Annotated in this window: 17 protein-coding genes and 6 pseudogenes; 13 read left to right on the plus strand and 10 right to left on the minus strand. The window is 61.8% G+C overall.

Annotated elements, in window-relative coordinates; translation table 11 throughout:
- Nucleotides 1-185: 185 nt before the first annotated feature.
- Both HN018_RS26295 and HN018_RS26300 read right to left on the minus strand, forming a co-directional pair.
- Nucleotides 186-1,547, minus strand: coding sequence for an ATP-binding protein (locus HN018_RS26295; protein WP_171836897.1), 1,362 nt, complete (start codon nucleotides 1,545-1,547; stop codon nucleotides 186-188).
- Nucleotides 1,544-2,278 (minus strand): response regulator, encoded by a 735-nt coding sequence (locus HN018_RS26300; protein WP_204259810.1) that lies wholly within the window; start codon nucleotides 2,276-2,278, stop codon nucleotides 1,544-1,546. Before HN018_RS26300 ends, HN018_RS26295 begins: the two co-directional genes overlap by 4 nt.
- Nucleotides 2,279-2,551: 273 nt before the next feature.
- Between HN018_RS26300 and HN018_RS26305 the strand changes: the two genes are divergently transcribed.
- The 3 genes from HN018_RS26305 to HN018_RS26315 all read left to right on the plus strand — a co-directional run bounded on the left by HN018_RS26305 (nucleotide 2,552) and on the right by HN018_RS26315 (nucleotide 4,033).
- On the plus strand, nucleotides 2,552-3,307 hold the full coding sequence (locus HN018_RS26305; protein ID WP_171836896.1) for an MlaA family lipoprotein: 756 nt from the start codon (nucleotides 2,552-2,554) through the stop codon (nucleotides 3,305-3,307).
- Nucleotides 3,308-3,491: 184 nt separating this feature from the next.
- A complete protein-coding gene (locus HN018_RS26310; protein WP_171836895.1) occupies nucleotides 3,492-3,779 on the plus strand; it encodes a YciI family protein in 288 nt (95 codons plus the stop codon).
- Between the two features lie 20 nt (nucleotides 3,780-3,799).
- A complete protein-coding gene (locus HN018_RS26315; protein ID WP_171836894.1) occupies nucleotides 3,800-4,033 on the plus strand; it encodes an LpxD N-terminal domain-containing protein in 234 nt (77 codons plus the stop codon).
- Between the two features lie 28 nt (nucleotides 4,034-4,061).
- On the opposite strand, the pseudogene HN018_RS26320 reads toward HN018_RS26315, so the two are convergent.
- Together HN018_RS26320 and HN018_RS26325 are read right to left on the minus strand one after the other, a co-directional pair.
- Nucleotides 4,062-4,407, minus strand: a pseudogene (locus HN018_RS26320) (IS3 family transposase); the annotation flags it as partial.
- On the minus strand, nucleotides 4,376-4,729 hold the full coding sequence (locus tag HN018_RS26325; protein ID WP_171836893.1) for a DUF6880 family protein: 354 nt from the start codon (nucleotides 4,727-4,729) through the stop codon (nucleotides 4,376-4,378). The pseudogene HN018_RS26320 and the gene HN018_RS26325, both read right to left, overlap by 32 nt.
- 73 nt (nucleotides 4,730-4,802) lie before the next feature.
- Between HN018_RS26325 and istA the strand changes: the two genes are divergently transcribed.
- Both istA and istB read left to right on the plus strand, forming a co-directional pair.
- Nucleotides 4,803-6,344 (plus strand): IS21 family transposase, encoded by a 1,542-nt coding sequence (istA, locus tag HN018_RS26330; protein ID WP_171836892.1) that lies wholly within the window; start codon nucleotides 4,803-4,805, stop codon nucleotides 6,342-6,344.
- Nucleotides 6,345-6,409: 65 nt separating this feature from the next.
- Nucleotides 6,410-7,119, plus strand: a pseudogene (gene istB / locus HN018_RS26335) (IS21-like element helper ATPase IstB).
- 103 nt (nucleotides 7,120-7,222) lie between these two features.
- On the opposite strand, the pseudogene HN018_RS26340 reads toward istB, so the two are convergent.
- Nucleotides 7,223-7,945 (minus strand): annotated as a pseudogene (locus HN018_RS26340) (DUF6880 family protein); the annotation flags it as partial.
- A 116-nt stretch (nucleotides 7,946-8,061) separates the two neighbouring features.
- Here HN018_RS26340 and HN018_RS26345 point away from each other — a divergent pair.
- The 4 genes and pseudogenes from HN018_RS26345 (at nucleotide 8,062) to HN018_RS26360 (ending at nucleotide 13,521) form a co-directional block, all read left to right on the plus strand.
- Nucleotides 8,062-9,765 (plus strand): annotated as a pseudogene (locus HN018_RS26345) (ISL3 family transposase).
- 117 nt (nucleotides 9,766-9,882) lie between these two features.
- Nucleotides 9,883-10,089: a hypothetical protein gene (locus HN018_RS26350; protein WP_171836890.1), complete on the plus strand. Its 207-nt coding sequence runs from the start codon at nucleotides 9,883-9,885 to the stop codon at nucleotides 10,087-10,089.
- A 346-nt stretch (nucleotides 10,090-10,435) separates the two neighbouring features.
- Entirely contained in the window at nucleotides 10,436-12,433 is a 1,998-nt protein-coding gene (locus tag HN018_RS26355) for a sensor domain-containing protein (protein WP_171836889.1), read from the plus strand.
- A 133-nt stretch (nucleotides 12,434-12,566) separates the two neighbouring features.
- A pseudogene (locus HN018_RS26360) lies at nucleotides 12,567-13,521 on the plus strand (IS5 family transposase).
- Between the two features lie 75 nt (nucleotides 13,522-13,596).
- On the opposite strand, the gene HN018_RS26365 reads toward HN018_RS26360, so the two are convergent.
- A complete protein-coding gene (locus tag HN018_RS26365; protein ID WP_239479473.1) occupies nucleotides 13,597-14,217 on the minus strand; it encodes a TetR/AcrR family transcriptional regulator in 621 nt (206 codons plus the stop codon).
- Between the two features lie 99 nt (nucleotides 14,218-14,316).
- On the opposite strand from HN018_RS26365, the gene HN018_RS26370 reads away from it, so the two are divergent.
- Nucleotides 14,317-15,054, plus strand: coding sequence for a 3-oxoacyl-ACP reductase family protein (locus HN018_RS26370; protein ID WP_171836904.1), 738 nt, complete (start codon nucleotides 14,317-14,319; stop codon nucleotides 15,052-15,054).
- A 108-nt stretch (nucleotides 15,055-15,162) separates the two neighbouring features.
- Nucleotides 15,163-15,450, plus strand: coding sequence for a DUF1330 domain-containing protein (locus HN018_RS26375; RefSeq protein ID WP_171836888.1), 288 nt, complete (start codon nucleotides 15,163-15,165; stop codon nucleotides 15,448-15,450).
- A 472-nt stretch (nucleotides 15,451-15,922) separates the two neighbouring features.
- Here the strand turns inward: HN018_RS26375 and HN018_RS26380 are convergent, their stop codons facing one another.
- From HN018_RS26380 to HN018_RS29635, 3 genes and pseudogenes are all read right to left on the minus strand, one after another.
- Nucleotides 15,923-16,996, minus strand: a complete 1,074-nt coding sequence (locus HN018_RS26380; protein ID WP_171837916.1) for an IS110 family RNA-guided transposase — start codon at nucleotides 16,994-16,996, stop codon at nucleotides 15,923-15,925.
- Between the two features lie 171 nt (nucleotides 16,997-17,167).
- Nucleotides 17,168-18,049, minus strand: coding sequence for an IS3 family transposase (locus HN018_RS26385; protein WP_275434471.1), 882 nt, complete (start codon nucleotides 18,047-18,049; stop codon nucleotides 17,168-17,170).
- Nucleotides 17,947-18,180: pseudogene (locus HN018_RS29635) on the minus strand (transposase); the annotation flags it as partial. The gene HN018_RS26385 and the pseudogene HN018_RS29635, both read right to left, overlap by 103 nt.
- A gap of 99 nt (nucleotides 18,181-18,279) precedes the next feature.
- On the opposite strand from HN018_RS29635, the gene HN018_RS26395 reads away from it, so the two are divergent.
- Nucleotides 18,280-19,104: an IS5 family transposase gene (locus tag HN018_RS26395; RefSeq protein ID WP_171837377.1), complete on the plus strand. Its 825-nt coding sequence runs from the start codon at nucleotides 18,280-18,282 to the stop codon at nucleotides 19,102-19,104.
- A gap of 246 nt (nucleotides 19,105-19,350) precedes the next feature.
- Nucleotides 19,351-19,623 carry a PRC-barrel domain-containing protein gene (locus HN018_RS26400; RefSeq protein WP_171837378.1) on the plus strand — a complete coding sequence of 91 codons (273 nt, stop codon included), beginning with the start codon at nucleotides 19,351-19,353 and terminating at the stop codon, nucleotides 19,621-19,623.
- 147 nt (nucleotides 19,624-19,770) lie between these two features.
- Here HN018_RS26400 and HN018_RS26405 read toward each other — a convergent pair whose 3' ends face one another.
- Nucleotides 19,771-20,856, minus strand: a complete 1,086-nt coding sequence (locus HN018_RS26405; RefSeq protein ID WP_171837379.1) for an IS5 family transposase — start codon at nucleotides 20,854-20,856, stop codon at nucleotides 19,771-19,773.
- Nucleotides 20,857-20,915 lie beyond the last annotated feature (59 nt).

A 20,915-nucleotide genomic window follows, 5' to 3' on the forward strand; every position in this document is an offset into this window, starting at 1 on the left:
GAAGGCCTCCTGTTCTGACTTCAGGAACGTAGCCGACGTGTCGTGCCGCATGATGTGCGGTTTGCGGCTATCGCTGCACATTGTCTAGGCTCTGACACATTTGGCCGTGAGTGCCGTCGCTGCGTGCCTATCCTACTCCAGCGAGCATTTCTCATGCCCAGCCTTGGAGCAGAAGCTCGCCTTCGTCAGGCCGGAAGGGTCACCCGCAGCTCCAGGCCGCCGCTTTCGCGGTTATGGAGCGTAATGCTGCCGCCATGGCCCTGGATGACAGAGCGTGCCGAGGTCAGGCCTAATCCCACGCCGCCCGTGGCGCGGTTACGCGACCGTTCCAGGCGATAGAACGGTGCGAACACCTCCTCGAAGGCCGTAGTTGGGATGCCTGGGCCGCTATCTCGGACGGCGACTACGACCGTGTCTTCCCTGCACCTCAGTTCCAGCTCCGGCGCGTGGCCATACTTTACCGCGTTATCCACCAAGTTGGTAAACGCCCGCTTCAAGGCGAACGGTTTGCCCCGGTGCACCAAGTTGTCCAAGCCGTCGTAGGCGACCGGATGCCCCTGGTCAGCGTAGTCGTCAGCGATAGTGCGGAGCAGCTCGGGAAAGTCGAACGTCGTCACCTCCTCGTCCTGCAAATCGTCGCGGAAAAAGGCCAGCGCCGAGTCCACCATCGCTTGCATGTCGTCCACGTCGCGGAACAGCCGCGCCCGCTGATCATCGTCCTCGATGAACTCGCCGCGAAGCCGAATCTTGGTCAGCGGGGTCCGCAAGTCGTGGGAGATCGCGGCCAGCATGGCGGTACGGTCGCTGACGAACGCCTGTATCTTCGCCTGCATCGCATTGAAGGCCCGGACCGCTTCCCGCAATTCGACAGGCCCGGCCACCGGCAGGGCCGCAGCGCGCGGGTCGTTGCCGAAGCGGCGGACCGCCTCAGTGAACCTGCGGATGGGCCGCGAAAGCTGGTAGGCCGCAGCCACCGAGATGCCGATGACCGTCAGCGTCAGGACCGCCAACTTGATACCATTCCTCGCTTTCTGGTCGAGGCCCCAGAACCGCGTCGGCGCCGTAAACACAACCCAACCGCCATCCTGCACCTCGACAGCGAGGACGTAAGAACCTGGACCGGCGCCGACGCCGGTGTCGAGGACGCTCCTGTCGGCCGTTGTCGCGCTGCCACCGGCGAGGCGTAGGACCAGGCGCTGGCGACCATGCTCGGGCGCGAAGACCTCCGGCTGTGGCGGCTGGCGGTGCGCTGCTGCGTCGAGCGATACGGCGCCGGCCGAACCGGGTGCCTGAACATCGACGCGGAAGCTGCCGTCCGCCACGGCCGCGGCGGCAACCTGGCGCCCGGCAGGCGGAACTGCCTCAAGCAGGAGGACGATGTCGTTGATTCTGTCTACCAGCCCCATTCCGCGCGCTGAAGGCCGCACCCAATCACCAGCGAGCAGGGCGGCGCCGTTGGCCAAGGCGAAAACGAGTCCGATCACCACGATGATGGTCAAGGCGAAGCGCCGCGCGATGGTGTCCCGCAGCCACGGCGGGCCTGTCATCCGCGGTGCACGGCGGGAGTGAAGATGTAGCCCCCGTTCCGGACGGTCCGGATGAACTGCGGGCTCTTCGCATCCGACTCCAGCTTTCGCCGCAAGCGGCTGACCTGCACGTCTATGCTGCGGTCGAAGGCGGCGTGAGTGGCGCCGCGGGCCAGGTCCAGCAACTGGTCGCGCGTCAGCACGCGCTGCGGGTGCTCGGCAAAGGCGAGCAGCAGGTCGAACTCGCCGCCGGACAGGATCATCAGCGTGTTGCCGGCCGACCGCAGCTCCCGCCGTGCCACGTCCAGCCGCCAGCCGCAAAACTCCAACATGGGACGGGTGGCGGTCGCGGCCGGGCCTGCCGCAACCCCCTCGGTGCGGCGCAGGACGGCCTTGATCCTGGCCAGCAGCTCCCGCGCGTCGAACGGCTTGACCAGGTAGTCGTCAGCGCCGATCTCCAGCCCTACTACCCGGTCGGTGTGGTCGCTCATCGCGGTTAGCATAATGACGGGAACCTTGGACTGCGCGCGAAGCCGGCGACACAGGCTGAAGCCGTCCTCCCCCTGCAACATGACGTCGAGGATCACCAGGTCGATCCGTTCCTTCTCCAGCGCCGCGAACATCCCGGCGCCGTCCGCCGCGACGGTCACGGGATGGGCGTGGCGGCGGAAAAAGCCGGTCAGCAACGACAGGATGTCCTCGTCGTCGTCAACGACCAGGATGTGAGGCAGGATGTGAGGCAGGGAAACCATGCCCCATCGTAGCGCAGTACCGTACCGGATTGATGACCGAGTATGTGCGGGATGTGTCTGTCTGACAGCATTGTTGCAGCCAGCATGCAAGTGGAACATCAAGCGGAAACCTGGCCCCTCTAGCGCTCCGATCTCGGAACAAAAGGCGCTGAGATGGAACCTCTCGACACGACGGCCGGCGGCAAACGCCGACAAGCGGCACAAGAAGGGCCACGCAGAGCAGGATCACGGGGGCCTCGATGGCAACAAGGAGGACAATGGCTTTGCGGAGCGGTGCTACTCGTCACCGCCGTGGCGCTCACCGCTTGCGCCCATGCCCCCGCCGATCCTGCAGCACGTGCCGAATTTCAGAAGAACAACGACCCGGCCGAGCCGACCAACCGTGCCATCTTCGGCGCCAACCAGTACGTTGATCGCAACGCTCTCCGGCCGGTGGCGCGGAGCTACGCCACATACGTGCCGGGCGCCGTCCGTCGCAGCTTGCACAACTTTGTCAGCAACCTGGAGGAGCCGAGCACTGCCGTGAACGACGTGCTGCAAGGCAACGTAAGCCGCGCCTGGAACACCACCCAACGCTTCGTCGTCAACACCACGGTGGGCGGCGCAGGGCTGTTCGACGTCGCCACGGACTGGCACCGCCCGCACCACGAGGCTGATTTCGGGGAGACGCTCGGGGTGTGGAATATCGCCCCCGGCCCGGCCGTGCAGCTACCACTCTTTGGCCCCTCGAACGTCCGCGACGCCGTTGGCAAGGTTGGCGGGCTAGTCCTGGACCCGCTGACTTTCGTGGGTGGTAGCACTCTGTCCACTGTGACCGCGGTGAGCGGTGGCGTCGGAGTTGTCGATGGCAGGTCTCGCCTGCTCCCCACGACTGACAGTCTTGAGCGGTCTTCGCTGGACTATTACGCAACGCTACGAAGTGTCATGGCTCAGCGTCGCGCCTCTCTCGTTGCTCAAGCTAAGGTGGGCGTGGTCAGTGAGGAGAAGGGACCGCCTAATCTCGCCCCCGCAGACGTGTTGGCGAAGTAAGTGGCGCCTGCCCTTGCGCCCTTAGGCATCGCGTTCCAAAGGCAGGTGTGCCGGTCGAGCGGCACGGATTGAAGCACGCATCGATGCAGACCGGCGACTGCACGCCCAGCGAAGCGCGGCGGATCGCATTCGTCTTGCAACATGCCACAGCCGAAGATACCCGGCACAACAGCGGAGCAATAAGGTGAAGGTTATAGCAATTATGAATTATATTCAGGACAAGGAAAAGCTCCAAGTGACTTGGCCTGCCCATCTCTTATATAGACAAGGCTTCCTTGAAGATGGCCGATTGCGCGCCGCTGGGCCGTTTGCTGACGAACTCGGAGCGTTGTGGACACTCGAAGTCGAGACGGTCGATGAGGCGGAGACGATCGTCAAAGGCGATCCATTGGCTGAGGCAGGTGTCTGTGTGAGTTCGAAGCTTTATCCTCTTGGCCCTGTTGTCGTGTCGCCGGTCAAAGTGCCGATTTGAAATGGGTATGTGAGTGACTCATGGATGATGATGTGGTCGGTGACGCCCGCTTCTTTGCCCGAAGCGGACCGTACAGCTTGGCGGAGGTCGCCCATGCGGCAGGGGGAACCGCCGCCGCCTCCGATCTGATCTTCGATGGTGTGGCCCCCCTACAGTCTGCCCGCGCCCAGCAAGTCAGCTTCCTGCACGATCGCCGCTACGTCGGGGTGCTAGACACCACGCAAGCCGGCGCAATACTGGTCCCGGCGGATTGAGCTGCTGCCGGTTCTGTGGACACACATCTCAAGCTGACGCTTTGATACGCTCGAACTCCATAGGGCTCAGATATCCGATGGTCGAGTGGCGTCGGCGCGGGTTGTAGAACCGCTCGATGTAATCGAACACGTCAGCCCGGGCCTGGTCCCGGGTGCGATACAACCTTGCGAGCTGTCCGCTCGGTTTTGAGCGAGGAGAAGAAGCTCTCCATCGCTGCATTGTCCCAGACGTTACCCGACCGGCTCATGCTGCATGTGACGCCGTGATCCACTAGCAGCTTCTGAAACTGCTCACTGCTATATTGGCTTCCCTGATCCGAGTGGTGGAGCAGCGCGTTTGGTTTACCACGGCGCCAGATCGCCATCATCAGCGACGTCGTCGAAATCGGGCAGGCCACGGAGATAGGCCCGCAGGTGCTCGACGCTGAGGAAGCGCTGGAACGTCGTCCAACGCAGATCCTGTGCGTCTGTCTTGCGCCCGAGTGTGTCCAGCGCTGCGATGCGCAGGTCGATCTGCCGGCCTTCATCGTGACGGACGGCAGCGCGGTCCAACCAGCCTAAGGCTTCGGCCGGACGGTGGTGGGTGATCAGCCGTTCCGCGATGTCGCCGGCGAAGTTCTCCGACTGCGGATTCCGAGGCAAAGCGGCCGGTGATTCCGATTGAATGCGGCCACTGATTCCAACGAATGCGGCCACCCCATCGGGGCTGGTTTTGAAGTCGACGATCTGATGCCCGGTAGCGTGGCTCCCATGACGAGTGGGGGACGCGATGCCAGCCGAGAGAGTGTCGATGCGCAAGGTTCGCGAGGTTTTACGGCTGCGGCACGCCTGTGGGGCGAGCGAGAGGACAATTGCCCAGTCGGTGGGGATCAGCCGGACGACGGTGGGCGAGTATCTGCGGCGGACAGCGGTGATCGGGATCACCTGGCCGTTGCCGGCGCAGATGGACGATGCCGAACTGGAGCGGCGGCTGTTCACGCCGGCCGGGTTCGATACGGCCCTGGTTCGGGCGGCGCCGAACTGGAACCATGTCCACGCCGAGCTCCGCCGCCGGGGTGTGACCCTGGTGCTGCTCTGGGAAGAATACAGAGCAGAACATCCGGACGGCTACGGTTATAGCCGCTTCTGCGGGCTCTACATCGGCTGGCGCCGCGGTGTCAGCGCCACGATGCGACAGACGCACGTTGCCGGCGAAAGACTGTTCGTCGATTACGCGGGCGACACCGTGCCGGTGTTCGACGGGGCGACCGGAGAGGAGCGGCCGGCGCATGTATTCGTCGCGGTGCTGGGTGCGTCGAATTACACGTATGCCGAGGCCAGATGGAGCGAGGGGCTGGCGGATTGGATCGGCGCGCACGTCAACGCGCTGACGTTTCTGGGCGGCGTGCCAAAGCTTCTGGTCTGCGACAATCTGCGCTCTGGCGTTACGGCCACCTGTCGCTACGAGCCCGGGATCAACCGTACCTACCAGGAGATGGCGGCGCATTACTGCACGGCGGTGCTGCCAGCCCGCGTCCGCCATCCACGCGACAAGGCCAAAGTTGAAACCGCGGTGCTGATCGTCGAGCGGTTTATCCTGGCGCGGCTGCGCAACCGGCGGTTCCTGTCACTCGGCGAGCTCAACGAGGCGATCCACGCCGTCCAGGGCGACATGAATGCCCGACTGATGCGCAAGCTTGGCGCCAGCCGGCGGGAGTTCTTCGACAGCATCGACCGGCCGGCGCTGATGCCACTGCCAGCCGAGCCCTACGCCTATGCCGAGTGGAAGCGCTGCCGGGTGGCACCCGACTACCATGTCGAACTGCACGGCCACTTCTACTCGGTCCCGTCGCGTCTGATCCGCGAGCTGGTCGAAGCCCGCATCACCGATACGACGATCGAGGTGTTCCACGCCGGCCAGCGGGTCGCGGCGCATCCGCGGTCGGCGCTGCGCCGGCGGCACACGACAACACCCGAACACATGCCGAGCGCCCATCGCCGCTACGCCAGTTGGACGCCGGCGCGGATCCTGGCGTTCGCTGCCGAGGTCGGTCCGGGCACCACCGCCCTGGTCGAGACGATCATGAGCGCCAAGCCGCATCCCGAGCAGGGTTTCCGCGCCTGCCTCGGCATCCTGCAATTGGCCAAGACTTATGGCGGCGCTCGCCTGGAGGCAGCCTGCCAGCGTGGCGTGAGCATTGGCGCCCGCAGCTACGGCTCGATCGCCTCGATCCTGCGCAACGGTCTCGACCGCGCATTCCAGGAGGATCCGGCCCCCGATACCGCTCCCGTGCTGCACGAGAACATCCATGGTCGCGGCTACTACCACTGACAAAGGAAAACCCGATGCTTGCCCATCCTACCCAGGAACGCCTGATCGCCCTTGGCCTCGGCAGCATGGCCAAAGCGTTCGACGACCAGCGACGACAGCCCGACATTGCAGCACTGAGCTTCGAGGAGCGGCTGGCACTGCTGATCGATCGCGAGAGCACCGACCGGGAGAACAAGAGACTTGTTGCCCGCCTGCGCTTCGCAGCGCTCCGCCAGGCGGCCGTGGTCGAGGACGTCGACCTGCGCAGCGCACGTGGACTCGATCGGGCATTGTTCCAGAAACTTGCAGCCGGGGACTGGATCGACCGCAAGCAGAACCTGCTGATTCTGGGACCAACCGGTGTGGGCAAGTGTGGCTTGCCTGCGCGCTCGGCCACAAGGCCTGCCGGGACGGCCGCTCTGTCGCCTACTACCGGATGCCCAGGATGCTCGAGGCTCTCGCACTGGCCCGTGGCGACGGACGTCACGCCCGCATGCTGAAGACGATCGCCCGGGTGCAGGTCCTGATTCTGGATGACTGGGGTCTCACGCCGCTCACCGCCGAGCAGCGACGCGACCTGCTGGAGATCATGGACGACCGTCATGGCAAAGGCTCGACGATCGTGACCAGCCAGGTTCCGGTCGATCATTGGCACGAGGTCATCGGCGATCCGACCATTGCCGATGCGATCCTCGACCGCCTCGTCCACAACGCCCACCGCCTCATCCTGAAGGGAGAGTCACTCAGAAAACAGGCCGCAAAGGCGATCATGCTTGACGCCGAAGTCACCGCCTGACCCCATAACCACGTCGATGACGACCCCGGCCGGGATCATTGGAATCCCTGGCCGCCTTCGATTGGAATCGGTGGCCACCATCGATTGGAATCAGTGGCCGCATTCATCGGAATCCGCACTCCGACCGGCCGCCGGCTTCGATCGCAGCGATATAGGCGTCAACATCGCCCTCGAGATCAGACAGCTCCCGCAAATGCAGCGACACCATGAACCGGCCGCGCGAGTCTCCGAAGTCATCTCGTCCGCGCACACGCCGCAAAGTCGCAAGACGGGCGTGCAGCAGACGGCGCAGCTCGGCCCGGCCTTCAGACCCAAGCGCCGGACCTGACGCCTCAAGAAGACGATCGGTCGTGCCGTAGCCGTCCGCATCAAGCAGGGACAGCAGTTCGGCGGCCAGCGCGACGGGGTCACGGCTGGGAAGCAGCGCCCAGAGCCGTCCTAGATCGGCACCAGCGTCGCGGAACACGTCACCCAGGCTGCCGCTGCCGTCGTCGCTGCGCTCGAACACACCCTCGGCAAGTTCCAGGAACAGACGCATCTGCGTTGTTGCCGCCCGTGGATCCGCCTGTGCGAGCGGACCAGCGATCGTCTCGCGTAGACCCTCGAGCTCGCGGACGAGCGGCCGCACCTTGTCCCACTCGATGAACCCACGCGAGCGCTGGATGGTCCGCAGCCGCTTCTCCATCTCCGCTGCCAGCCGGGTGCCACCGTCGGTGCCGGCCAGGACGAGGCGCAGTGAGCGCCCAAGCGCCGGATCGCTTTGCGCCTGTGCCATCAGCAGCTCGGCCAGGTGCCGGGCGCCCAGTTGTTCCAGGGTGTCGACGCTTAGTGCTCGCGACCGCTGTCAGGTTGCACGAAATTGGGGTCACTGCACGAAAGAGGCTCCTCCTCAAACTCTGTGGAGCTTGATCTTCATCCCGAGTGACAGCGCGTTCGGTGTGGATGAAAAGCATAGCACAATGGTCGCCTGGCGCTTCTGTCAAGCTCGTAAGCGTCTCATGTCTTGACGAATGTTGGCTGATTTCGGCCACTTCAGACGGTGCCGGCACCTGTCCGCGGTGTTCGGTCCGATCGAATGCCCGCCATGGTCATTACGTCCGACATCTCCAGGATCTGGCGGCGCAAGGGGCGGTCGTGAGGCTCAGCATCCGGATGGCGCGATGGTGGTGCCGGAACCGGTTGTGCGAGCAGAAGACGTTCGCCGACCAGTTGCCGAGGGTAGCGGCGCGCCATGCAAGGAGGACCGACCGTGTGGCGGAGTTGGTTCGATTGCTTGGCCACGCCGCCGGCGGCCGGCCAGCGGAACGCCTGATGGCCCGGCTGGGTATGCCGGTCAGCGACGACACCATCCTACGGCATCTGAAGCGGCAGCCTGCGGCCCGCACCGGCACGCCACCAGCCTGTCGCGTGGTGGGCATCGACGACTGGTCCTGGATCAAAGGCAGTCGCTACGGAACGCTGATCGTCGACCTGGAGAGGCGTGAGGTCGTCGACGTGCTGCCGGATCGCTCCGCCGAAAGCACCTCTCGATGGCTCAGCCAGCATCCCGAGGTCGAGATCGTCAGCCGCGACCGCTGCGGACTCTACGCCCAGGGCGCTCGACAGGGTGCCCCACAGGCGCGACAGGTCGCCGATCGCTTCCACCTGCTCCAGAATCTGCGCGAGCGCATCGAGCAGCAGTTGAGCCGCGGCCATCCGATCAAGGCTCCTTTCCCGCAGGTTGCCGATCCGGACCCGGTTCAGGTAGCGCCGTCGATCCCCTACAGCCCGGGCGGGGAGCCGGAACTGGCGGTGCATCACCACCTGGTCAAGCAGGCACGGCGTGACGTGAGACAGGCGATGTTCGACCGTGTCAGGGCGCTGCGCGACGCCGGCCAGTCCCTGATCGCCATTGTCAGGGAGACCGGGTTCAACTGGCGGACGGTGGCGAAGTGGGCGCGGCTGGACGTGTTCCCGTTGCGCCGCATCATGACCCCGAAGCCGAGCTCGCCAGCCTACTGTGAAGCACATCTGGCACGTCGCTGGGCGGAGGGATGCAAATCCGGACGACGACTGTTGCGGGAGATCCAACCCCTTGGCTATACCGGCAGCCGCTCGCATCTGGAACGCTTGCTGACACAATGGCGCGTGGCCGAACCGGGTTGTCGCACGACGCCTAACCCCCTTTCGGTGAGTGCCGCACCCGCCGCCGAGCCGCTACCGGCGGCGATCGATCCTGCGAACGACCACCTGATCTCGCCGATCATTGCCGCGGTGCTGTGCATGAAGCCGCGTCCGCTGCTGACGCCGCGTCAGGTTCCGAAAGTGCAGGCGCTGAAGGAAGCATCGCCAGACTTCGTCGCCATGCGCCGGTTCGTCATGCGTTTTCGCGGCATCATGCGCAGCGGCGATATCGACAAACTTCCCGGCTGAATCGATGATGTCCGCCACTGCGGCATCTATGCCATACAGAGGTTCGGCAGGTCGTTGCTGCAGGACCTCGATGCAGTCCGACATGCGATGACCGAGCCCTGGAGCAACGGGCAGACGGAGGGACAAATCAATCGCCTGAAGACACTGAAACACGCGATGTATGGTCGTGCTGGTGTCGAGTTGCTGCGGGCTCGCATGATGCCGCTTCTACCCGCTGTTTCTCACACAGATTGAGGAAGAGCCCATTTTGTGCAGCCACGCAACTGCCTGTTCGAAATATCATGCAGTCAGCCCTGCATTTCCCTGAAGCTAACACATTGCAGTTAATTGAAAGTCCTGTCCGGGATTTTCATGCAGCGCGACATCGATGTACTAGGCCAACGCCAATGGCTCAATCACGCCATCGCGGAGGCAACGCTGGCTCTTCTCGGCTTATTTTTGCTCATCATGCTTAGGCGCACAGGCTGCCTGCCAACTGGCGAACAACGTCCCGAGCAACGCCTTGGTATTCAGACCGCAATCATCTTGCAACAATACGCTTGCTCGCATCGACTGTGAAGCCTGCCCGGTTTCTAGATCTCCACAAACAGGCCGAAACCCGTTGAAACATCCCGAACAAAAACAATACATGGATCGCAACGGCCTGCCACGCTACCTCGATAAACACATGCGGGCTAGTGCCAGTATCTCACAAAGAAGACTTTGATAAATAAAGAGTTACTCCGTTCGGGTGCAACTTTCTAATACCTTACCAATTTCTCCTTATAATGTTATGTGGGTAGTGGCAAGCTGAGACTGGTGCACGTGCGCGTGTCCGGCGGATCGCTCTGGGATTTCGCACAATGACCCTTCAGAATCGGATACCGATTAGCTTCCTCTACCTGAGCGCGTTCGTAGATGTGTTATGACTCTGTTTTCTCAGCGTTCTGTCAGCGCTAAATCAGACATTGGCGAGACTGCAGGCGTGTCTTCAAGCGCATTTGAATATACCCTTTTGCGCGTACTTGCTGGAAATATCCCGCACCGCATCTATGCAAAGGATATCATGGGCCGGTTCATCTTTGCCAACGGGGCAGTGGCCCGGGGCATGGGCGTGTCCGACCCTGCAGAGCTGCTGGGGAAGACTGATTTCGACTTCTATCCATTTGAGTTGGCAACGGAATACAATCGACAAGAGCAGGAGATTTTAACGCACGGGCGATCGATTCTTAATCAGGAAGAACACGCCAGATACCTGCTCCTCAAAGACGAAGCTTGGATGATAACAACCAAGGTAGCAGTGCGTGACGATACAGGCCAGATTATTGGGCTGGTGGGGATCAACTATGAGGTAACTACGCAAAAGGCCGCTGGACTGGCGCTGCAAGCTGCTCACGCGCAAGCGGCGGAGGCGACGGTGCGGCTGCAGGCCAACGTTGCACGGCTGGATCTTGAAGTGAAGCAGCGACAACGCTTCGAACGGAATCTACGCCATCAGGCAATGCACGACAACCTCACCGGCCTGCCAAACCGAGCCTTGTTGATGGACCGGATCGAACAGGCGATCGAGGTCGCTAAACGGCAAAATCAGCAGCTGACGCTTTTATTTCTCGACTTCGACCGGTTTAAGATCGTCAATGACAGTCTCGGTCATGCCGCCGGCGATGAGTTATTGCGCATCGTGACCGGACGGATTGTCCGCCTTCTGCGCCCTGGTGAGACTCTCGCTCGCATTGGCGGCGACGAGTTCGTCCTTGTGCTTGCTAATCCGATGCCTGCCGAAACACTTGCAAACTTGACCAGCCATCTCTCCCGCATCGTGGCAAGGCCTGTGCACATTGCCGACCGCGAAGTCTGTGTCACGTGTAGCCTGGGTTATAGCGTCTACCCGCAGGACGGTAAGGACGCAACGACGCTGCTCAAGCATGCCGACGCCGCGATGTACGAGGCCAAGAAAGATGGCGGAAACCGGATGCGACGCTACGCGCCCGGTCTGAGTTCGCAATCGGGCGAGCGATTAGAGGTCGAGACCCAGTTGAAGCAGGCTCTCCGACGAGGCGAGTTCCTGCTGCATTACCAGCCGCAGATCCAGATCGCCAGCGGTCACATCGTCGGTGTAGAGGCCTTGGTGCGCTGGGAGCATCCGGTACGGGGATTGGTGCCTCCAATGCAATTCATCCCGCTCGCCGAAGAGTCGGAGCTGATCGAGGCGATTGGCGAATGGGTACTTCGTACCGCATGCGCCCAGGCTGCTGCGTGGCAGCGGAGCGGATTGCCAGCTATACGCCTCGCTATCAACGTTTCGGCGCGCCAGTTCCACGACCCCGCGCTGGTATCGGTAGTTGCCCATGTGCTCGCCGAAAACGGGCTTGAACCTCAGCATTTGGAGTTAGAGATCACCGAGAGCATGTCGATGAAGGATCCGGAGGAGAGCTTCCGCATCCTGGCCAGTTTCAAGGCACTCGGCATTAGTATCGCGATCGACGATTTCGGCACTGGCTACTCCAACCTTGCCTATCTCCGTCAATTTCCCGTACGTCGCATCAAGCTGGATCGGGCGTTTGTCAGTGAGCTTGGTACTCAGTCGAGCAGCCACGCCATAGTCGAGGCGATCGTTGCCATGGCCCACAAGCTCGATCTTCAGGTCGTCGCCGAGGGAGTCGAGACTGCCGAACAACGCGATCATTTGCTGCGTTACGGATGCGACGAGCTGCAAGGTTATTGGTTTTCGCGGCCAGTCGATGCGGCCGCGCTTGGCGTTCTGTTGCACGAGCAACATAAACTTGGGTGCGGTTGTTCCGTCGATGTGGCAGTGGCCAATGTTGGACGGATGGATTCAAAAATGGGTAACCCAATAGATAAAAAGGGCGATGCAGCGGAGCTTGACGTCGAATGCGACAGCAGCCACGTAGTCGGCTTTTGACGCGGGACGCTGACTTCGGGTTTTTCTGGGTTCGTTCGAACACGTCGCCTTTTGAATGTTTATGCAGCCGCGATCCGCGGGAGCTGTAACATGTCGATCAGTGAAAACCGTCCGCCTATGGTAGAGACATGGGATGCCGTTCAAGCACAACGCCTCCCGCCGCCACCACATCCCGAAGATACGTCGTCGGGTCACGAGCTGGCCGGGGTATGAGGCTGGCCTTCAGCGGCGTGGGGACCTGACGTTCTTTGTGGACGATGCTGCTATGGCCGGGTAGCATGCCCCGCGTCGAACGACATGAATGGGTTAGCCGGTCTATGACGAGGTGGCGATCGAGTTGGTGCTGATCCTGCGGCTGTTCTTCCATCTGGCGCTACGTCAAGTCGAAGGCTTTGCGCGTTCGGTCCGGCGACTGCTCGGGCCGGACCTTCGTGTGCCTGACCATTCGACCTTGAGCAGACGGGGCCGTGCTTTTGCAGGACGTCAGCCACGCGCCGCCCGGCATGATAAACCCGTTCATGTCGTGCTGGACAGCACGGGCCTGCGGGCCTTCGAGCAAAGTGAGTGGGATGCCGAGAAACACGGTCGTATTCTCAGGCAGTGGCGCAAGCTGCATCTGGCGATCGATGCGCAGACCGTCGAAATCGTGGCGCACAGCCTGACGGACAAGGATGCCTGCGACATCACGCATGTTCCAAGCCTGCTGGCGACGGTGGAGGGGCGGATCGCCGGCGTGATCGCCGACGGCGCCTATGACGCTGCCGCCGCACGCCAACACGAGCTGCCACCTCATATCGTCATCCCGCCGAGAGTCTCTTCGGTCGTCAACCCTGACGCCGACACCCAGACCGTTTGCGACGGGTCATGTCAAATACATCGCGGAGCAAGGACGCCTGGCTTGGCAGAAGGCCAACGGTTATGGCCGACGCAGCCTCGTGGAGACCACGGTCGGTCGCTACAGACACATCATCGGTCCGAAGCTCAGGGCACGATCCACTGCAGGTCAGAACGGTGAGGCCACCATCGCCACACGCGCCCTCAACCGGATGATACAGATTGCCAAGCCGATCTCCGTGCCAACCGTCTGATGTGATATCCGGGTAGGTCGACTCAAGGCTTCATCCCGATCCGTGCACCAACGCCCTCCCGAAACGGAGTCTGGTTCAGTCTGAGAGCATTCCAGGGAGCAGGGTCACCGGCCAAGCCGCCATACCCCTTTCAGCTACCTTCCTGAGTTGTTGCGAGGAGGCGCCGTCCTTTGCCTGAGCGGCCATGCCCTGGTAGATCCCCAAGAAGAGGCGAGCCGTCCCGTCTACGTCGGCGCCAATCGGCAGTTCGCCGTCCATCACTCCTGCCGCTAGATGCGCGCGCAGTCTCTCCAGGCTGCCGTCACGCATCTGCCGTGCAGCGTCGGTAATCGCCTGCGGCCAATCGTCCGACAGCGCCGCCAGCATCGCCATGCAACCGGCTGGACCGTCCGCCGACTCCGGCAGCATGTCCGCCGCGGCCATGAGCATATTTTCTACGCCGGCCCGTGCGCTTTCAGCATCGTCGAGACGACTCCAGAGCGCGGCACCGACGGTCGCCGCGTAACGGTTGATCGCTTCCAGGTAGAGCGCCTCCTTGCTGCCGTAGGCGGCATAGAGACTGGGCGATCGTATGCGCATCGCATCGCAGAGCTCGGTCATCGACGCCGACTCGAAACCCTTGCGCCAGAACAGGTGCATGGCTGCATCCAACGCCACCTCACGATCGAACTCCCGCGGTCGGCCGGTCATCACCATCACACGCCTTCTTTGCCGTTTAGCACATAACTCCATTGACCGGCGCGATCAACGGCTCCACCCTGTTATGTGTCATACGGCACAGAACTGGATTTGACCATGCTGATCAGCGGAAAGCGCGCCTTTGTCACCGGCGCAAGCAGGGGAATAGGCGCGGCCATTGCCAGGACGCTCGCCGTAGAGGGCGCGGACGTCGCGATTGGCTATCAGAGGTCTACGGGTCTTGCCGAGGCGGTGGTCCGCGACATCCGCGCGCTTGGGCGCAAGGCTGTCGCGATCCAGGCGGACAGTGCGGACGTCGCCGCGGTCACGCGTTCAGTGCAGAAGGCAGCGGAAGAGCTCGGCGGGCTCGACATTCTCGTTAACAACGCGGGGATCCTGCGCACCGGCGAGTTGAGGGACATGTCTCTCGAGGACATCGACGCGACATTGAACGTTAATGTCCGCGCGCCGATCGTGGCCGCCAAGGCGGCGGTGGCCTATCTAGGCGAGGGGGGACGCATCATATCGATCGGCAGTTACTTCGCCGATCGCGTGCCGGCATCCGTGCTCAGCGTCTACGCCGGTTCGAAGTCGGCGCTCATCGCCTTCACTAAGGGCTTGGCTCGCGAGCTCGCGTGTAAGGGGATCACTGTCAATTTGGTGCAGCCGGGTTCGATCGACACCGACATGAACCCGTCGCAGGGACCTTACGGCGACGTGCTTCGGCAGTTCATCGCGACCGGGCACTATGGGACCGGCGACGACATCGCCAATGCGGTTGCGTTCCTGGCAAGCGACAAGGCTGCCTACATCACCGGCTCTTCACTGACCGTGGACGGCGGAGCAAACGCCTGACTTCGACAGTCAGAAGTCTCGCTTGTCTCGACTGATGCCTAACACGCCGAAACACCGAAGACCGGAGTCCTGCCACTTCGCCTTGAGTCTTAATCCTGGAGTATAGAGATGCCTGCTTACTTCATACTTGACATAAGCGTCGCCGATCCAGCCAAGCTAGAGCAATACGGAAGCGGCGTTTTGCGGCTTATACAGAAACACGGCGGAGAGTTCATCGTACAAAGTACGGATCATGAGGTCATCGAAGGAAACTGGCGGCCGCAAACGCTAGTCATCGTCCGCTATCCGAACCGGCAGGCCATTCATAGTCTATACAATGATCCAGAATATGCTCCGCTGAAAAGACTGCGGCACGAAGGGGCATATACCAACTCGCTGGCTGTCGACGGTCTCTGAGAATGTTTCTTAACGTGCATCACGGCATTCCAGCAATGTGCTGCTTGGGCTAAAAGGAAATTGACAAAACCTTCAGCTAGAGCGGATTCGCTGAAGTACTCTGGTCATCGAGACCACAGAATGGATTGACCTTGCCTGCGAGGCGCACGAGGCATTTGATGCCAAGCTTCCAAACGTTTGATACACAGGGAGCCCGTGTTGGTTGAGCGGCAGGTCGCTGCCGAGGTCGGGGCTCTACTCGACATCTTCAATAGCAGGCCTTCTGTCCACAATCAAAAAGCTCAAACTTCATTCTTTGTTGCTTAAGTTCACTGCGCCGCTATCGATCATCGCTAATTAGTCATTGTTACGATCAAAATGACAGGTAAAGCATCGCTGGAGGCGCCGGCGCAGCATTAGTTAGAGGCGATGAGCAAGCGGCAAGAGACCATCGCCACAGTCCCCATGCAAAACCCAGATGCTCCTATATCGGTCAAGAGCCAGACAGCGTTGATTGAGTTGGCCCGGGTGAACGGCAGAGATAGCCGAAGATTTCACGGGCCACGAAGCGCTTCAGGCAGCGGATAATCTCGGGCTTGCTCTTTCCCTCGGCAGTGCGTCGCTTGACGTAATTGAGGGTAGGCTGGTGAGCGCGCATGCGCACGATGACCACACGGTACAGGGCGGCATTAGCCTGTCGGTTGCCGCCGCGGTTGAGGCGGTGGCGATTCGTCTTGCCGCTGGAGGCCGGGATCGGGCAGGCGCCGCATAGCTTGGCCATAGCCGCCTCGGAGCGGATGCGCTCGGGGTTGTCGCCAACGAGGATGAGCATTTCGGCGGCGGTGCCTGCGCCCATCCCGTGCGCCTTGACCAGCTCAGGGGCGAGTTGGCTTGTCAGCTGCTCGAGATGAGCGTCATGGGTTTTGATCTCCTCGTTGAGGGTCAGCCAGCGCCGGGCGATGGCCCGCAAGCTGGTCTTGGCCGAGGCTGTCGTCGAGGTGAGTGGGCCTGGGCGCAGAGCGGCGAGGTGTCGGACCAGCGTCATCTTGCCCGCCAAGCGGTCGAGTTGCTCGCGCAGGGCCGAGGGTGCACTGACGATGATCGCTTTCAGCGTCTGCATAGCCTGGCTCCGGCCTTTGACCGCAGTGTCGCGGGCCACCTTAAGGTGGTGGATCATCTCGACCCTGTTCGTGCCGGACTTCGGTAATGCCATGGCCTGACCGGCAAGAACACTTCGGGCGGCGCTTTCGGCGTCGAGGGCATCGTCCTTACCCTTTTGGTGCCGCAGCTGACGATTGGGGCGGTTGACCTCGAACACGGGGTAGCCGTGCTCGCACAGGAAGCGGGAGAGGCCGGCACCGTAGGACCCGGTGCCTTCGATGCCAAAAGCGCGGATTGATCCCAAGGATTGCGCCCAGGCCTGCAGAGCCTGATAGCCACTGCAATTGGCTGGAATGGTTGTGGTTCCGAGGCGGGCTCCGAGTGCGCTGATCGCCACGGCGGCATGGGTGAGCTTGTGGGTGTCGACACCGATAATGATGTCGGTGCTGGTTGAGATTTCGTTCATAACGTGAGGCTCCAGGCCGGTGCAAGGGCCTGACGATCGAGCGGGCGGACAGGACTGTGATGGGAGGGCGGCCCTCAAGCTCCTATGAAGTCACAAACCATTCGACCGGCAGGTGCAGCCTGGAAGGCCGACACGTCAACGCAATGACACGAGGTCAATCCCAGACAAGGGTCAGGCCTTCCAGGCCGCAACCGTATACTCACAATCCCAGCAGTTTCCTTTGCTCATGGAGCAGAGCATGCCGGTGTCGGCGAGCAACTGGCGATAGGCATGAGACGCATATTGGGATCCACGATCGGAATGATGCAGCAGGCCCGGTGCTGGACGCCGGTTGGTGATCGCCATCTGCAAGGCGGCGATGGTCAGTTCCTGCGGCATCGTGTCGCTCATCGACCAGCCGACCACGCGTCGCGAGAACAGGTCGAGCACGACGGCCAGGTAGAGCCATCCTTCGGACGTCGCAATGTAGGTGATATCGGCCAGCCACGTCCGGTTTGGAGCAGATACCTCAAACTGTCTATCGAGCAGGTTTGGGGCTAGCGGCAGGGCGTGCTGGCTGTCGGTCGTGCGCGGTCCCCGCCGCTTATACCGGCCCTGGATACCGTGATGGCGCATCAAGCGGGCGACCCGGTTCACGCTGACCTGGTGTCCTTGAGCACAAAGTGCTGCGTGCACCCGCGGACTGCCATAGATAGCGCGGTTGTCGGCATGGACGTGGCGGATTTGCCCGGTCAGGTCGCGGTCGGCAATAACACGTGCACTTTCTGGTCGTCCGCGCCACGCATAGTAGCCGCTGGCACTGACCTCAAGCACCGCACACATGAGCCGGACCGGGTAGACCCGCCGGTTGTCATCGATGAAGCAGAACCTCATCTCGCTGGGCCCGAGAAGATGCCGATGGCTTTTTTTAAAACGTCGCGTTCCATCTGCGCATGCTCGAGCTCGCGGCGAAGGCGACGGATCTCCAGCTGATCGGCAGACGGCACTATCTTCGAAACTGGCAGAGCAGATCCAGTCGATGGCCTTGCCACATCGTCCGCCGGACCCCGCCAACTCCGCAGCATCGATGGCTGGATGCCCAATCCGGCCGCGACCTGGATCAGCGGCCGCCCACTCGACGCCAGCAACGACACCGCCTCCCGTTTGAAGTCGTCCGTGAACGATCGGCGCGTCTTGTTTGTCATTATCACACCTCGCCCCCTCAGGAGCTTATACGAGGTGTCCACCAAATCAGGAGAGGGTCAGTCCTTGGCGACCTAGTCGTCTTGTGATTCAAGCTTTGGATGTGGACCCGAGTGAGCCGTGGCCGGATGGCCAAGATTGCGAAGAAGACGAAGCGCTACCCGAGTGACCTGACGGACGCAGAGTGGCTGTTGATCCAGCCACTTCTACCGCCTGTTGCGAAACGGGGCCGCAAACCGACGGCAGACATGCGCGAGATGCTGAACGCCGTCCGCTACATGGCACGCAGCGGCGGCGGATGGCGCATGCTGCCGACGAACTTCGGACCGTGGCAGACGGTCTACTGGTGGTTCAGACGGTTTGTCCGGCGGCTGCTGTTCCGCACGATCCACGACGTGGCGTTGATGCTCGACCGGGAGCGCGCCGGACGTGAAGCCAGCCCAACAGGCGGCGTGCTGGACAGCCAAACGGTGAAAGCGCCATCAGCGGAACTGCGAGGCTATGACGCCAACAAGAAGATCGTCGGCCGCAACAGGCATATTGCCGTAAATACCGATGGACGCCTGCTGATGGTCAATCTGACAACTGCCGACATCTCGGACAGCGCGGGCGCGCAACTCATTTTGGACGGTATTCGCAAGCGTTGGCCATGGCTCAAGCACCTGTTCGCCGACAGCGCCTATGACAGGACGAAGCTGATGGACAAGGCGGCCCTGCGGGACCTTGTTCTGGAAATCATCCGACGCACGGACAAGCAGCTCGGCTTCAAGGTGTTGCCGCGTCGGTGGGTGGTGGAGCGGACGTTTGGCTGGATGATGCGTTGGCGTCGCCTGGCGCGCGACTACGAGAAGCGTCTCGATGTTTCCGGCGCCATGATCGAGGTCGCTATGGGGAGCCTGCTTCTGCCCCGGATCGGCCACCCATAAACATTCTCAAACGGTCTCTAAGCACGGCTGGCCCCAGCATAAAACTTATAGCGCCTGCCAGCGTTTCAATACAAACCGGATTATGTCCATCCAGGAATGCATTAATTGCGAGCAAACTCAGGGCCAAAAGGAAGAACACCATGGCTAGCGTAGACAATCCAAGCGAGACCGGTGGCCGTGTCATCGCTGCCAGCAAAGTAAGCGGGTACAAGCGTCTACAGCGAGGCCGGCGAGAAGCTAGGCAACGTGTACGATGTCATGCTAAACAAGGTGTCTGGAAAAGCAGAGTATGCCATCCTGAGCTTTGGCGGCTTTCTCGGAATCGGTGATAAATATCATCCGCTGCCTTGGAATCAGCTGAAATACGACCCTCGCCAAGGCGGCTATGTGATCAACCTCAGCCGGGACCGACTTGAAGGCGCACCAGCTTACGCAGCCGGTGAGATGAGTGTGTGGGATGATCTCCGCGGCCATGACATCGATGATTATTATGGGCATGGAACCGGTCTCGCTTCCTAACAGGCTGCGGAAATTTTACGGCTGCGTTGCCTGGAACCTCTGATTTCAGGATGTGTGGAAGTTGTTATCGAACAGGCTGGCTGCGGGGCGGTTGGTAGCAACCGTGTTTTGCAGACCGATCGTGCGTGGGTTGGTTTCGGATGCTTTTCATATTGAAGCTCTCAGCAGCTTTGGTAGTCGAATGAGATTGGCGGCGGTCGCGGTTAGGGTGACGATCCAACCGACGCGGCCGAGGCAGCGGTGCCGGGTCTTTCGCAGCCCGGCCGTGGCCTTGATCCAGCCAAATGGCTCCTCGATCCGCTTTCGAATGCGCTGGCTGATCGCATAGCCGGGGTGACGGGTGGTGCGGCCGTCGATGGCAGAGCGTCTACCGGACAGGTTCTGCGCCACGTGCGGCGTGACGCCCATCGCGCGCAGGTTCGCGACGTGCTCTCTGGTGTCATAAGCCTTGTCCGATCCGACGGTGATCCGGCGCCCCCGCGCCGGCCCTGCAAGCATGGTCTCGGCCGTCTCACGTTCTGCCCGGCCCGTCCCATGCGTAGTGCGGACGTCGACAATCAGGCCGTGCCGGTTCTCGATCAGTAGGTGCCCCATGTAGCAGAGCCGAGACGGTTGACCATCGGACTTGCGGTAGAGCCTGGCATCGGGATCTGTAACTGATGCATGCGTCTCGTTGCTGCGCTTGTCGCCCCGGAAGTCGCGCTCGGCATTGCGGCCTGAGCCGGGCGGATCATCGTCGCTGCCATCCTTGCGCCGGAAGCTCTTCATCGAGGCCCACGCGTCGATCAGCGTGCCGTCGACAGAGAAATGCTCGCTGGACAGCAGCTGCTTGACTGCCGGATCGTTCATCACCGACAGCAGGAACGCGACTGCGATATCGCCTGCCAGCAGCCGAACCCGGTTCTTGGTGAACACTGTCACATCCCAAATCGGCGCGTCCATCGAAAGCCCGATGAACCAGCGAAACAGCATGTTGTAGGTGACCTGCTCCATCAGCTGGCGTTCTGAGCGGACCCCGTAGAACGCCTGCAGCAGTAAGGCTCGAAGTAGCTTCTCCGGCGCAATCGAGGCACGACCACGAAGCGAGTAGAGCTGCGAAAACCGCGGCGACAAGCGTTCCAGAGCCGCGTTCACCAGCGGCTGGATCGCCCGCAGGGGATGGTCCGACGGGACCAGCGCGTCCGGGCTCAAATAGCTGAACAGTGATCCAGTCTGATCGTCCGTCCCGCGCATCCCAGCCTCCAATCCCGCAGGATTAGAGAATCAGATCAGCGCAATCTTTGCACCTGAAT

This window comes from Lichenicola cladoniae (assembly GCF_013201075.1).
Lineage (GTDB): Bacteria > Pseudomonadota > Alphaproteobacteria > Acetobacterales > Acetobacteraceae > Lichenicola > Lichenicola cladoniae.

Excerpts from the sequence above, each read along its gene's own strand:
- HN018_RS26295 (WP_171836897.1), bottom strand. The coding sequence starts at position 1,547 with ATGACAGGCCCGCCGTGGCTGCGGGACACCATCGCGCGGCGCTTCGCC.
- HN018_RS26300 (WP_204259810.1), bottom strand. The coding sequence starts at position 2,278 with ATGGTTTCCCTGCCTCACATCCTGCCTCACATCCTGGTCGTTGACGAC.
- HN018_RS26315 (WP_171836894.1), top strand. The coding sequence starts at position 3,800 with ATGGATGATGATGTGGTCGGTGACGCCCGCTTCTTTGCCCGAAGCGGA.
- istA (WP_171836892.1), top strand. The coding sequence starts at position 4,803 with ATGCCAGCCGAGAGAGTGTCGATGCGCAAGGTTCGCGAGGTTTTACGG.
- HN018_RS26350 (WP_171836890.1), top strand. The coding sequence starts at position 9,883 with ATGCAGCGCGACATCGATGTACTAGGCCAACGCCAATGGCTCAATCAC.
- HN018_RS26355 (WP_171836889.1), top strand. The coding sequence starts at position 10,436 with ATGACTCTGTTTTCTCAGCGTTCTGTCAGCGCTAAATCAGACATTGGC.
- HN018_RS26365 (WP_239479473.1), bottom strand. The coding sequence starts at position 14,217 with ATGGTGATGACCGGCCGACCGCGGGAGTTCGATCGTGAGGTGGCGTTG.
- HN018_RS26370 (WP_171836904.1), top strand. The coding sequence starts at position 14,317 with ATGCTGATCAGCGGAAAGCGCGCCTTTGTCACCGGCGCAAGCAGGGGA.
- HN018_RS26375 (WP_171836888.1), top strand. The coding sequence starts at position 15,163 with ATGCCTGCTTACTTCATACTTGACATAAGCGTCGCCGATCCAGCCAAG.
- HN018_RS26380 (WP_171837916.1), bottom strand. The coding sequence starts at position 16,996 with ATGAACGAAATCTCAACCAGCACCGACATCATTATCGGTGTCGACACC.
- HN018_RS26395 (WP_171837377.1), top strand. The coding sequence starts at position 18,280 with ATGTGGACCCGAGTGAGCCGTGGCCGGATGGCCAAGATTGCGAAGAAG.
- HN018_RS26405 (WP_171837379.1), bottom strand. The coding sequence starts at position 20,856 with ATGCGCGGGACGGACGATCAGACTGGATCACTGTTCAGCTATTTGAGC.